The organism is Sphingomonas sp. LR55, assembly GCF_036856015.1.
Lineage (GTDB): Bacteria > Pseudomonadota > Alphaproteobacteria > Sphingomonadales > Sphingomonadaceae > Sphingomonas.
On sequence record NZ_JASPFO010000001.1, the window covers coordinates 2,381,353 to 2,394,703 of the forward strand.

Annotated in this window: 10 protein-coding genes and 1 pseudogene; 3 read left to right on the plus strand and 8 right to left on the minus strand. The window is 64.1% G+C overall.

What is annotated here, in order from left to right; translation table 11 throughout:
* Nucleotides 1-30 precede the first annotated feature (30 nt).
* The 6 genes from QP181_RS11365 to QP181_RS11390 all read right to left on the minus strand — a co-directional run bounded on the left by QP181_RS11365 (nt 31) and on the right by QP181_RS11390 (nt 8,777).
* A complete protein-coding gene (locus QP181_RS11365; protein ID WP_277984419.1) occupies nt 31-843 on the minus strand; it encodes a polysaccharide pyruvyl transferase family protein in 813 nt (270 codons plus the stop codon).
* Between the two features lie 114 nt (nt 844-957).
* The gene (locus QP181_RS11370; protein WP_333928579.1) at nt 958-2,631 is read right to left on the minus strand and encodes a class I SAM-dependent methyltransferase; all 1,674 of its coding nucleotides are present in this window, start codon (nt 2,629-2,631) and stop codon (nt 958-960) included.
* A 13-nt stretch (nt 2,632-2,644) separates the two neighbouring features.
* Nucleotides 2,645-6,097 (minus strand): glycosyltransferase, encoded by a 3,453-nt coding sequence (locus tag QP181_RS11375; RefSeq protein ID WP_333928580.1) that lies wholly within the window; start codon nt 6,095-6,097, stop codon nt 2,645-2,647.
* Nucleotides 6,098-6,774: 677 nt separating this feature from the next.
* Nucleotides 6,775-7,281 carry a crossover junction endodeoxyribonuclease RuvC gene (ruvC, locus tag QP181_RS11380; protein WP_333928581.1) on the minus strand — a complete coding sequence of 169 codons (507 nt, stop codon included), beginning with the start codon at nt 7,279-7,281 and terminating at the stop codon, nt 6,775-6,777.
* A gap of 180 nt (nt 7,282-7,461) precedes the next feature.
* A complete protein-coding gene (locus tag QP181_RS11385) occupies nt 7,462-8,205 on the minus strand; it encodes a YebC/PmpR family DNA-binding transcriptional regulator (protein WP_056477859.1) in 744 nt (247 codons plus the stop codon).
* 29 nt (nt 8,206-8,234) lie between these two features.
* Nucleotides 8,235-8,777 carry a DUF1003 domain-containing protein gene (locus QP181_RS11390; RefSeq protein ID WP_132736074.1) on the minus strand — a complete coding sequence of 181 codons (543 nt, stop codon included), beginning with the start codon at nt 8,775-8,777 and terminating at the stop codon, nt 8,235-8,237.
* A 112-nt stretch (nt 8,778-8,889) separates the two neighbouring features.
* On the opposite strand from QP181_RS11390, the pseudogene QP181_RS11395 reads away from it, so the two are divergent.
* Together QP181_RS11395 and QP181_RS11400 are read left to right on the plus strand one after the other, a co-directional pair.
* Nucleotides 8,890-10,354, plus strand: a pseudogene (locus QP181_RS11395) (helicase HerA domain-containing protein).
* 192 nt (nt 10,355-10,546) lie between these two features.
* Entirely contained in the window at nt 10,547-10,837 is a 291-nt protein-coding gene (locus QP181_RS11400; RefSeq protein WP_333928582.1) for a GIY-YIG nuclease family protein, read from the plus strand.
* A gap of 192 nt (nt 10,838-11,029) precedes the next feature.
* Here QP181_RS11400 and QP181_RS11405 read toward each other — a convergent pair whose 3' ends face one another.
* Complete coding sequence (locus QP181_RS11405) at nt 11,030-11,272, minus strand: DUF2312 domain-containing protein (RefSeq protein WP_197942503.1); 243 nt, start codon at nt 11,270-11,272, stop codon at nt 11,030-11,032.
* Nucleotides 11,273-11,466: 194 nt separating this feature from the next.
* Nucleotides 11,467-11,769 carry a DUF1244 domain-containing protein gene (locus tag QP181_RS11410; protein ID WP_333928583.1) on the minus strand — a complete coding sequence of 101 codons (303 nt, stop codon included), beginning with the start codon at nt 11,767-11,769 and terminating at the stop codon, nt 11,467-11,469.
* A 92-nt stretch (nt 11,770-11,861) separates the two neighbouring features.
* Between QP181_RS11410 and pyk the strand changes: the two genes are divergently transcribed.
* Nucleotides 11,862-13,325 carry a pyruvate kinase gene (pyk, locus tag QP181_RS11415; RefSeq protein WP_132736082.1) on the plus strand — a complete coding sequence of 488 codons (1,464 nt, stop codon included), beginning with the start codon at nt 11,862-11,864 and terminating at the stop codon, nt 13,323-13,325.
* Nucleotides 13,326-13,351 lie beyond the last annotated feature (26 nt).

Consider the following 13,351-nt stretch of genomic DNA (forward strand, 5'->3'; position numbering starts at 1 on the left):
GGCGGCATCGCGCGCGGACCGGCGCCAACGTCAGGCAAAGACATAGTCCGCCATCATCTCCCCGTTGAAACTCACATTGGGGAAATCCTTCTGCATGCTGTGCGTGTAGATGCTCGACACCTTGCCGTAGCTGTTGTCGTGCAGTTGCGTCGTCGTTCCCGACAGCGCGGAGGCCACGCCGACATGCAGCCGGTTGGTGGTGATCTCGGACGCGAGACGGGTGAATTCGAGCAGCATCCACGCTCCTCGATTGGCTTCGCGCGGTTTCACCCCGATCTGGAACACGATCGAGATATCGAAATTGGGTGCCCGCGGGATAAACGTCTTCTCGACGCCGTGCCGCATGCACGACATCTTCTTGCCGTCGATCGCCTCGGGCGTGAGCTTCGCGCGTTCGAGCAGCATCTCGCGGAACAGGTCATGGATCTCCGCGTCGCTCTCCATGTCGTCGTAAAGCTTGTCGGTATCGAGGAACAACGCCAGATCGTGCGACAATTCCGCCTCGATCGACGGCGCATGCGCAAGGACGTGCTGGTGGGTCGGCAGCTCACGGCAATAGATCGTCGTTGCGGGCACCAGCGACTGCAACAGCTCCTCGTTCCCACGGACCGAGTGCGGCAGCACGATGATGCGGTTATTGCCTGGCTGAAGCGCGCGGATCAGCGCCGACATGCCGTGGTAGAGCGGGACCAGGTTGCCCCCGCCCGCCAACAGGACCGTTTCGTTCCGCAAGGCCTTGGCTTCGGCCACCGATGACAGTATCTCGACGTCGATATTGTAATGGTCGAACAGCTGATAGGTCGCTGCAGCGATCAGCGAGTCCCCGGCGTTACCCGGATTCATGAAATACTTGATCGTCTTGTTACGGTGCCGGCGAAATAAATCCGCGAGATGACCGTTTTTTCGTTCGAAATCTCTGGCGCATGAATCGTCCACGGTGAACTCCAATATTCTTGATCAGGATGGGACGGGGCTGTTGGCGACGAGCTGCCATTTCGCGACCATGTCCTTGGGCATGTCCGGCCTGGATTTGGTGCCCATCCAGACGTCCGCGACGCTGCCGACATCGATGGCGATCCCGCCGCGACGCTTGATCGCCGTACAATAGGCCTTCGACAGGATGCCTGCCGCGACGATGTATACCGCGCCCTCGAACGGCGGCCGGAGCTGTTCCAGGATGTCCGGATAAGCGTCGGGATAATGCCGGATGTCCTTGTGAACCTTGGCGATCGACGCCTGCATCGGCACCAGGATCGTCTCCGTCCGCGCCACTTCGGCCTTTTCGCGAAACACCCGCTCAAGGTCCGGGTAACACGTGACGAAGCCCAGATACGGCTGCTTATGCAGGATATTGAAATAATGCGGCAGCAACGACCGGCTGAACCAGGTGCTTGCCCAGGTCTTCTCCGACAGCTTGGCGAGATCGGTGGCATCCGCCAGATAATTATACACGCCGCGCATGCCGCACATGCCGCGGACGTCGAGATCCGGGAGGTCCGTAGAAAAGCTCTTGTCGATCGTCCCGCGCTCGGGACCACCGATGAGATCGGCTTCCGCGATCCCCTCCATGACCGTGTCGAGGAAGAACTGCTTATGCTCGACCATCAAGGTATTCGAGCCGAAGTAGATCCGCGAAATCTTGGTAAGATTATACGTGGTCAAATGCGGGTAGATATCGAGCCCCGAGAACAACACGTTGCCGTCAGCGTCGCCGAGCCGGATCAGCGACGCGGGCCTCTTCGCGGCGATCGCCTTGCGCAGGAAGGCGGCGATCGGACCGCCCGCGCTATTGCCGACATAGCTCGCCGCCGCGCTGCCGACGACGTCGTCATACTGGCGCAGACACCGATCGCGATCGAACGCGGTTGCATACTGCATATACTCGTCGGCCGCGTCCTGGCCCGGTGGCCACCACGTATTGCCGGCTAGGTTATAGGAATTCATCGTAGGGGCCGTCCTTTTGTACTGCGCCGAAACATCGTTCAGTCCAGGATTCTTGCATCGATTTCCGCACTGAATGCCCTGCGCATCCAGAACGGACTCTTCGACAACAGGTACAGCCAGTCCGCATCGCCGGTGACCGGGTCCGCTTCCTCGATCCGCAGGACGATCGCGTCCGGAACGAGCTGTGCGAACTCCGCTTCGAAATCGCGCCCCAGGACGCGGTAAGCGCCGCCGCGCGGTATCGGCCCTGCCCCAATCCTCGGTCTTTTCGCGCGTCGTCGGGTTCGGATAGGACAACAGCATCAAGCCGTCGGCGGTCATCACGCGGACCAGCTCGGCCAGCGTCTTGCGGTGCGCGGGGACACGGTGGAGCACATTCGCCGCAACGATGAACCCAAGGCTGTTGCTCTGGCGCGCGGGCAGCCCTGCATCGGCATGCTCGATCCCGAACAGCTCGACGGATTTGAACCAGGGCTTGGGAATGCCACTCGGCTCGCCCCATAGCAGCAACGGAAGATGCGCGAACGTCTCGCGCAGCTGCAATTTATCGATGACCGCGCGGGCGATACGGTGCCGTTCGAGCGACCGGCACGTGCCGCATTGCGGCGGTTTGCGCGACCGGCTCAGCCGGTTGTTCTGCGCTGGGACGAACGTCGTCCCGTTGCAGATATTGCAGCTCACGGTCATGATCGATCCCCCGTCACGTCGGCCGCTGTGCCAGGCCCAGAACATCAAGGACGTCGTCGACCCGCGACGTCCAGGACACCGAACTCAATACCTTCTTGCGCTGCACCGTCGTTGGCGCCTTTTGCTTGCCGGCCACCACGCGCGTGATCGCGGCGAGGAACGAGTCGTGATCCGCGGCGATCGTCGCATAGGGGCCGATGTCGCCGATATTGGCGACGTCGGTCGTCACGATCGGGACGTTCAGCGCGAAATAGACGTAGAGCTTCAGCGGGTTCATGCTCTCGCTGAGTTCGTTGCGCAGGTGCGGCACCATCGCGACGTCGAACGCGCGGATATACCGCGTCGCATCCTCATAGGGTTTCACCCCGAGGATATGGATGTTCGGACGCGCGCCGAGTGCGAGGACGTCGGGCCGATCATGCGCCGACCCGATCAGCACCACGCTGCCGCCGGGGAAAGCGTCGGCGACCTTGCCGATCAGCTCCAGATCGACCCGGTCGCGCAGATTGCCGACATAGCCGAGGATCGGCCGGGGCAGATGCGCGAGATCCTCCGGCACCGCCCAGCTATGCGACAGATCGAACATCTCCGCGCCGTTCGGGATGACGCGGATATCCTCGCGGATCGCCGCGAACCCTTCGCGTACCGGTTCGCAATTGGCGAGGACGAGATCGGCATCGCGCAGGATCTCGTCATACGCAGCATGGACACGCGTCCGATGCGGTTCGCGGCTGGGGAATCGGCGCTGGTCGTCGATCACGTCGGCGACGATACAGCCCGGCTTCACCACCGATTTGACCATCGTATAATCGAATACCACCGGGCACACCCACAACACCGGCGAGTCGCCGATATTGGCCGCGCGCAGCTCCGATCGGATGAAATCCTCATACCCATCGCGCGGCGGCAAGTCGGTGCCGAGATAGCGTTGCGGCGCCGTCTCGGCGCGGAACAGGAACGTCCGTCGCAACAGGTTCGTCGTATCCGCCTGGCGCAGCACGCGCCGGATGGTGTTGACGTACACCAAGTTTCCCTGGTGCGCGGTCGCCTCCGCGCCATGCTTGGCCTGTTTGTCGAGATCGGTCGCGCTGATCGGTGAATCGAAATGGAGGACCTGGTTCACCGCGCCCGATTTGAGCAGATACCGCGCCATCATATCCGACCGGCGACCATAGATATCCGAATCGTTCTGCTTCCACAGGAAGACGACATCGGGTTTGCGATTCTGCCAGATCGCCGGGCCGGCCCACCCCTTGGCAAAGCGCGGCAGCGGCTCGCCCGACACCCGCTCGACCGCCGCGAACAGCGCGTCGAACGCCGGCATTACCGGCCTGGATACCGTGCGTGCAGCCTCGAACGCCAGGTCCAGCCTCGCCGAATTCACGCTATAGCTGAGTTCGGTCAGATAATGATCGCGGACGCGCTGCTTGGTCGCCGGCGCAATGCCCTGCGCGCTGATCTTGCGCAGTTCGTCCTTGAGTTGTGCGGCATCGTGCACCGCGATGATCGCCCCCGCCGCAATCAGGTCGCGCAGCGGCGGCACCGGCGTCGCGTATACCGGCACGCCGAGCGCCATCGCATCGGTCAGCTTGGCGGGGATCTGGTAGCCGGATATCGCGGATGTCGGATCCTGCAACAGGAACACCGCATCGGCGATCGACACCAGTTCCGCGAGCCGCGCCCAGGGCTGATCGCCGTGCAGCCCGATCCGCGCCTTCTTGTATTTCGCGAACCGGCTCGACGTGCGCTTGTCGGTGACCGTTCCGATCACGCACAGCGCAAGCGTATCGTCGGCGAGCTCTTCGAGTGCGTCGGCAATCTCGAACACGCCCTTGTGCGGTCGCGGCGTCCCGAGGAACAGGATCACCCGATCCGCGTCGGTGTAGCCGAATTCGGCACGGACCTTCTGCCGATCGTACAAGGCAGGATCGAACACGCGTTCGTCGCGGCCATGGCGGACGACGATACCGCCGAACCGCTCCTGCAAGGCGTAGTTGGAGACGGTCACGCCATCGCATTCGGCGATCAACCCTTCGGCGAATCGCGTGAATATCTCGCCATAAGGCTTGTCGAGGATCCGCGGGTCTTCGGTGATCGCGGCGATCAGATCGTCGAGGCTGGCGGGGTCGCGATTGGGGAAGAAACCGAGCTCGTGATCGTCGACGTCGACGATCATCGGGCACGCATTGGCCTGCTTAATCATCGCGCCGATGAACAGGCTCGAGAAACGCGCCTTGCCGACATGGACGACGTCGCATTTGACGCGCGCGGCGATCGCGCGCGCACCGGCGACGAACTCGGCGAAGCTGCCCGCAGGATAGGCGTGCATCGTCATCGTCGCAGCGGCGATCGGCGGCCAGATCGTCGCGCCGTACATCGGGAACATCGGCCCGACGAGTTCGACGACGCTGTTGCGCGATGCCATGTCCGCCAGCAGGAACGCTCGCCCGACCGGGTTGTGCGCCATATCCCACGACACGACCGCGACGCGGCGCGTGGCGGCGACCGCGGTAGCGATCTTGCCGGGATCACCGCCGACCACCGGTGAGTGCGCCGGCACCGCATCCGACGCGTCGACCACGAGTGCCGATTTCGCCTCGATCGCCGACTTCGCCTCGATCGCCGACTTCGCTGCGGCCCCCGTTCCCCGCGCGCCGGCCAGCGTCATGCGCTTGGTCCCCGCACCCAGCCGCTCGCCGGTCGACGCGCGCAGACTGACTTGGTGATCGGCGCCATCGAGCAGCAACGTCGGCAGGGGTACGGCAAAACCATGCGTGGCGACCTTGGCGACGTCCTCGGCCAGCGCATCGACAGACGCGTCCGGTATCGCCGAACCGACCAATCGGCCATCGACGAACAGCAGGACTTCGGCATCGACCTCGGGCAATTCGGCCCAGCCGACCAGACGGTCGCCGCGCAACCCGACCACCTCTCCGGACGGGCGCTTTGCGCGCGTATGTGCGCCGCTCGCCTTGACCGGGTCGATCGCCGCTGCACCATTGCGCGCCGGACCGGGCCGGGTCGGCACGTCGTCCGCGCGGGTCCCGCCCTTACCCGGCTGCGCCACAACCGGATGCGCCGGACCGGCCGCGAGCGCGACCTCCGACGGGGCCGCCTGAAGAACGGTGTATCGCTTCGCAGACGCCGCAGAGGCCGAGGCCGAGGCCGTTGCCGCAGAGGCTGAGGCCGTTGCCGCATGACTGGTAAAATCGACCGATTCGAGTTCCACGGTGCCGGGGCCGCTCGAAAACTGCATAGCGAAGAAATACGGGGTGCCGGATACGAGATCGCCCATCGGCATCTCCAGCTCATAGTCTCTGGCATCGCCCTCGATCGAACGCTGCTGCGTCGAAAGCTTTTTGGCAAAGATCCGTTTGCCCTGCGCATTGGCCTTGAGCAGCGCGATCCATTCGAGATCGAGCCCGGCTTCGGCGTCACTGGCGGCGCTTGCACGCAGCCGCACCACGGCGCGGCGACCTCGTTCGACCCCGTCAACTCGATCGGCTGCCACAGCCGGACCCAGCTCAGTGCCGAGCGGATGTGCAGCCTCACGCCCTGCGTTTTCGGCGAGGCCTTGGCCGGCCCCGTATCGCCGGCTGCAGCTGCGCCGTATTCGACGAACCAGTTCTGACAGAACTGCCCCATGTTCCGGCGGGCCGATACTGCGGGATCATGATCCGTAAACGTCGGATTCTGCAAAAGATTATACGTCATAGGAAACGGCGTTCTTTCGCAATGAGTATCTACACGACGCAACGTACGTGTTTTGCGAATCAAATGCCCCGCAAATCTTCTCAGATTTATGCCACTTGGTCACGCCTGCCCGGCATTAGCAATACAAACGAATCCGATCTCTTTACCTTTCTGGGAAAGCATTTCTTACAATTGGCTATCTACCGGAACTGGTATTCCGACTTTAGCGATTAAGATCGCTGGATATTGCCAGACAATTCTTGAAGCCATAATTGTATTGGAGATCATCGCGGGAAATATGATCGAGATCGCTATTCAGCGTGGGGATCGAAGTACCTCGATACCGCCAGCGATCACCGACGCACCATGACGGAACGCCGCCCGTCTGGACGGGCAGCGCATTGATGACCTTAACCGGGGAAGCTTGAAGCGGGATTTCTCCCCTAAGGGTCAGGCGCCCATGCCTGTTCGTCGCGATAGTGCCGCAGCGCTGGCGACATGATGCGCGTGCGTGATCGCCACGGCGAGCGCATCCGCGGCGTCGGGCCCCGCGAGCTTGGCGCCCGGCAGCAGGACGGCCATCATCGCCTGGATCTGTTTCTTGTCCGCGCCGCCGGTGCCGACGACGCCCTTCTTGACGGTCGAGGGGTGGTATTCGCCGATATGCAGCCCGGCCCCCGCCGCGGCGAGCAATACGACGCCGCGCGCCTGGCCCAGTTTCAGCGTTGACTGCGCGTTGGTGTTGCCGAGCACTTCCTCCACCGCGGCGCCGTCGGGACGCTCGGTGCGGATGACGTCGATCAGCGCGTTGTACAGCGCGGTCAGGCGGCGGGGGAGCGCCATCGACGGATCGGTCTTGATCTGGCCGTTGGCGATATGGCTCAGGCGATTGCCGTCGGCGCAAATGACGCCCCAGCCTGTGGTGCCGAGACCGGGGTCTAGCCCTAGAATGATCATGAAGATTGATTCACGCGAAGGCGCAAAGGCGCGAAGGTGTCGCATACTCGACAGGTGTGCCGCGTCAGCGGCACCCTCATCAGTGATCTTGACCACCGAACAGACATTCCGCCTTCGCGGATCACTAGCCCACGCGAAGCTCTTCGCGCCTTTGCGCCTTCGCGTGAACCAGTCTTCATCTCAACCCAGCGACTCCATGATCTCGTCGGAGATTTCGTAATTGCCCCACACGGTCTGCACGTCGTCGTCGTCGTCGAGCGCGTCGATCAGCTTGAACAGCGTTGCCGCATCGTCCGCACCGACCGCGACCATCACCTGCGGACGCCAGGCGAGTTTCGCACCTTCGGCCTCGCCGAGCTTGGCTTCCAAGGCCTTGGCCACCTCGTGCAGGTCGCCCTGCGCGGTCCAGACCTCATGGCCGTCCTCGCTCGACGTGACGTCCTCGGCACCCGCTTCGAGCGCCGCTTCGAACACCGTGTCGGCATCGCCCGCGCTCGCCGGATACGAGATCAGCCCGACGCGGTCGAAGGCGTGGCTGACCGAACCGCCCGCGCCCAAGTTGCCACCGTTCTTGCCGACCGCGACGCGTACGTTGGTCGCGGTGCGGTTGCGGTTGTCGGTCAGCGCCTCGATGATCAGCGACACGCCGCCGGGACCGAAGCCCTCGTAGCGGATCTCCTCGTAATTCTCGGCATCGCCGCGGCTCGCCTTGTCGATCGAGCGCTGGATGTTCTCCTTGGGCAGCGACGCCGCCTTGGCCGCGTTCACCGCCGCGCGCAGGCGCGGGTTCATGTCGACGTCGGGCAGTCCCATCTTGGCCGCGACCGTGATTTCCCGGCTGAGCTTGCTGAACGCCGACGAGCGCTTCTTGTCCTGCGCGCCCTTGCGGTACATGATATTCTTGTATTTGGAATGGCCTGCCATCGGTGCCTCTTTAGCTGATGGCCCCGCTCTTAGGCGTCAGGCGCGGATTTCGCCAGACCGTCGATTTTCCGCTCGATCGCGTCGAGGCGGTCCAGCACCAGATGGTCGATCTTGTGATGCACGCGCAGGATGTCGAGTTCGGCGCGCAGATTGGTCTCGTAGTCGAGGCTCGCGGCCAAGCGATCCTTCGCCGATTGCCGGTTCTGGCTCATCATGATGACGGGCGCCTGGATCGCGGCCACGGTCGACAGCATCAGGTTGAGGAAGATGTAGGGATACGGATCGAACGCCATCCCGAAATGGCCGAGGATGTCCGAATTGAGGATCATCCAGCCGAACAGGATGACCGCGAAGACGATGATGAAGCCCCACGACCCGCCAACCGCCGCGACCTTGTCCGCCAGCCGCTCGCCATAGCTCGAGCGTTCGTCGGAGACGTCGCCGGCGTCGCGGCTGACGACCGTGCCCGCCTCGATCCCCGCAAGGACGCGGCGCTCCTCGTCGTCGAGCTCGCCCGGCGCCTTGCCGAGAAGACGTTGCGAGAGATCGGCGAGCGGGGAGTGTGTGGCCATCCTCAAAGGCCTAGCCCGGAATGCGGATTATGCCAGCGCGCAAAGCCCCGCTTGCGAAGCAAGCCGCAAAGACTCCTTGCTCCCATACGCCCGCACCTGCCAAACGCGCGGCATGACGGTTAGCGTGAATATGGGCACCGACGGCAATGGTACTGCCGTCGGCGTCGACCTGGAGGAACTACTCGCCACCCGCCTGTTGGTGCAGGGCAATTCGGGCTCGGGAAAATCGCATCTGCTGCGCCGCCTGCTCGAGCGATCGGCGGGGCATGTCCAGCAGATCGTGATCGATCCGGAGGGCGATTTCGTGACGCTCGCCGGGCCGCATGGTCATGTCGTGATCGAGGCGGGCGACTATAGCGAACGCGAGATCTCGCGGATCGCCACGCGGTTGCGCGAACACCGGACGTCGGCCGTGCTGAGTCTCGAAGGGCTCGAGGTCGAGGGCCAGATGCGGTGCGCCGCGTCGTTCCTGTCCGCGCTGTTCGATGCGCCGCGCGAGCATTGGTATCCGGTGCTGGTGGTGGTCGACGAAGCGCAGATGTTTGCTCCGGTGACCGGCGGTGAAGTGTCGGAAGAGGTGCGCCGCGCGTCGCTGGCGGCGATGACGAACCTAATGTGCCGTGGGCGTAAGCGCGGTCTCGCCGGCGTGATCGCAACGCAGCGCCTGGCGAAGCTCGCGAAGAACGTCGCGGCGGAAGCGTCGAACTTCCTGATGGGCCGCACCTTCCTCGACATCGACATGGCACGCGCGGCAGATCTGCTCGGGATGGAGCGACGCCAGGCCGAAGCGATTCGCGATCTCCAGCGCGGCACGTTCATGGCGCTCGGACCGGCAGTGTCGCGCCGACCGATCACCGTGAAGATCGGCGACGTCGCGACCTCCGCGCGCAGCGGCAGCCCCAAGCTGACGCCGTTGCCGAGCGCTGCGCCGATGGACTTGCAGGATTTGCTGTCTGAGCCAGTGGTCGACGCCCCCGAACTCGGCCTGATGTTCGATCTCGCGGCCACGTCGCGTACCGGCGGAGGAACTGCTCGACGGCATCGCCCGCCCGCCCGAGCCGCGCACCGCCGCACCGCCGCCCCCTGAGAAGACCGACGACGAGGTCGAGGCGGTCTACGCCGACGTCTTCCGCGCGATCGTCGAGGATCCGGAGTCGACGTTGCGGCCGCCATCGGTGCTGTTCCAGGATTTCCAGGTGCGCTGCCGGATGGGTGGACTTGCCAAGCCGCCGCTCGATTTGCCGGGTTTCGTGCGGCGTCTGAGTTGCGCGCGTGCGGGGATATTCGACATGACCGATGAAGCCTGGACGGCGGCGCTGGACGTGGCGAGCGGCCTGCCGGACGACATGCTGGGGGCGTTCCTGCTGGTGGCGCGGGCTGCGCGCGAGGGCGAACCCTGCCCGTCGGACGCGCGGATCGCCGCGACGTACGGCACGAGTTCGCTAGGCCGAGTGAAGCGTCTGATCGGCTATATCGAGAGCCGGGAGTTGATCGTGTGCCGGACTGATCTGGCCGGTAAACGCTCGATCACGATACCCGGGCTGGGGTGGACGACGTTGCCGGCGGAAGCGGCATAAGATTTGACTCCTCCGTCATCCCAGCGAAAGCTGGGATCTTCCGCGGCGAGGAGCGCGCCCGTTCCACGAGGTACGGGATATTTGACGGGGCGCGTTCCTCCTCGCCGCAGAAGATCCCAGCTTTCGCTGGGATGACGGTTGAATCTGGGATGACGGGCGGGTCAGGGTGACGGATTTTGCGGGGGACCGGACATGGCGCAGGGCGGCTGGGTCTATATGATGACGAACAAGCCATTCGGCATGCTCTACATCGGCGTCACCGCGTATCTGGCGTCCCGGGTTCATCAGCATCGAATGGATACCGGGTCGGCCTATTGCCGGCGGTACGGACTGAAGATGCTCGTATTCGCCGAGCAGCACGAGACAATCCAGGATGCGATCGCTCGGGAGAAAATGCTGAAGGCTTGGAAGCGGTCGTGGAAGGACGAGTTGATCGCGATGATCAATCCGGAGTGGCTGGATCTTTACGACCAGCTGCACTGAGGCGGTCACGCCAGCCCAACCCCCAGCCTAAACCGTCATCCCAATTTAGCCCGTCATCCCAGCGAAAGCTGGGATCTCCTGCGGCGAGGAGGAACGCGGCCGGTCAAACAACCAGCGCTGCGTGACTAGGAAACGCTCCTCGCCGCGGAATATCCCAGCTTTCGCTGGGATGACGGCTCAATCAGACGATCCTCAGATCATCCCCAACGCCTGGAGATACACCTCGAGGATCGCCTCCTCCTCCTGATATTCTTCCTTCTTCTTCTTCCGGATCGACAGGATCTTGCGGATCGCCTTGGGGTCGTAGCCGCGGCCCTTGGCTTCGGCCATCACGTCCTTGATGTCGTCCGAGATACCCTTCTTCTCTTCTTCGAGACGCTCGGCGCGCTCGATCAGCAGGCGCAGTTCGTCCGCTGCGACCGCGCCGCCGCCCATGCCGTGTTGCCGTTCGTCAGACATCGAAAATTCCCCACTCGCCAGCGCCACGCGCCAGCCCAAAGCCAATCAAGAAACCCCGCGCCGATGACCGCCGCCAGATGATCGCTTGGATCAGTGGGGTGAATCAGGCCGCTGCGGGTGCGGGGCTGCGTCTAGGCGTTTACCGTGTTCGGCTCAAGCGATGGCGAGGCTCAAGCGACCGCGTTCTTCGCGACGCTCGCCTTCATCCGTTCGAGCTGTTCGGGAGTCGCGTCGCCCTGATGGTGCGCCTTCCATTCCGCGTACGGCATTCCGTACACCGTCTCGCGTGCTTCGTCCTTCGACATGCCGCCAGCCTCCTCGACCCAGTCGGACAGGCAATTGCGACAAAAGCCAGCTAGCCCCATCAGGTCGACATTCTGCGCATCCTCGCGGTGGCGAAGGTGGCGGATCAGGCGGCGGAAGGCTTTCGCCGCTACGGCATCGTCCAAAGTATCGAGGCGATCGGGATTCATTCGTATGCTCCGTGGTTGATCGTACGGAGATAGGGTTTAAGGCCCGTCGCGGCAAAGACCTCCCCCAGGAAACGCCGAGGAAGACGCACCGCATGACCATGGCCATCGCCCCCCGTTCGCGGAAAGTCCGCATTCTCGCGACGCTCGGCCCTGCCAGCAGCACGCCAGAGATGATCGCAACGCTGTTCCGCACCGGCGCCGACGCCTTCCGCATCAACATGAGCCACGGCGATCAGCAGTCGAAGATCGCGGTGATCCAAGCGATTCGCACGCTGGAGAAGGAATATGGTCGCCCTTCGACGATCCTCGCCGATCTCCAGGGGCCAAAGCTGCGCGTCGGCAAGTTCGACGGCGGCCGCACGGTACTCGAAACCGGCGCGACCTTCGTGCTCGATCGCGACCCGACGCCGGGCGATGCGACGCGCGTCGAACTGCCGCACGACGAGATCTTTGCGGCGATCGAGCCGGGCGCGCGCCTGCTGCTCGACGACGGCAAGCTCGTGTTGCGCGTCGTGTCGCACAGCCCTCGCCAGATCACGACGCGGGTTGAGGTCGGCGGTGCGCTGTCGAACAGCAAGGGGCTGAACGTCCCCGACGTCGTGCTGCCGATGGCCGCGCTGACCGAGAAGGACCGCAGCGATCTCGATTTCGCGGTCGATCAGGGCGTCGACTGGATCGCGCTCTCGTTCGTCCAGCGCCCGGAAGATCTCTGGGAAGCGCGGAAACTGATCGGCGGCAAAGCGGCGCTGATGGCGAAGATCGAGAAGCCGGCGGCGATCGAGCGGCTGGAGGAGATTGTCGAGGCCTGCGACGGCGTGATGGTCGCACGTGGCGATCTTGGCGTCGAACTGCCGCCGCAGCAGGTCCCGCCGTTGCAAAAGCGCATCGTCGAGGTGTCGCGCCGGATGGGCCGCCCGGTCGTTGTGGCGACGCAGATGCTCGAATCGATGATCACCTCGCCGTCGCCTACGCGAGCCGAAGTGTCCGACGTGGCTACCGCGGTGTATGACGGTGCGGATGCGATCATGCTGTCGGCGGAAAGCGCGGCGGGCGCGTGGCCGGTCGAATCGGTGGCGATGATGGATGCGATCGGCGTGTCGGTCGAGGCGGACCCCGAGCACGGCGACCGCATGCACTTCACGGTGATGAAGCCCGATCCGACGACCGCGGACGCGCTGGCCGAGGCGGCGAAGAACATCGCCGCGACGGTGTCGGCGGTGGCGATCATCTGTTTCACCACCTCGGGCTCGACCGCCCGCCGTATCGCACGCGAGCGGCCTTCGGTGCCGCTATTGGTGCTGACGCCGAGCCAGGAGACCGCGCGGCGGCTCGGGCTGCTGTGGGGCACGCATGCGGTGCACACGCGCGACGTCGAGTCGTTCGAGGACATGGTGGCGAAGTCCAAGCGGATGGCGTTGCGGCATGGGATGGCCAAGGCTGGTGACCGGGTGATCGTGCTTGCGGGCGTGCCGTTCCGGACGCCTGGGTCGACGAATGTGCTGCACGTGGTGCGGATCGTCGGGGACGAGCTGAAGGGACATCACTCGCAGGTTTGAGTGGGGCTTGAATTGGCGGCGCGCGG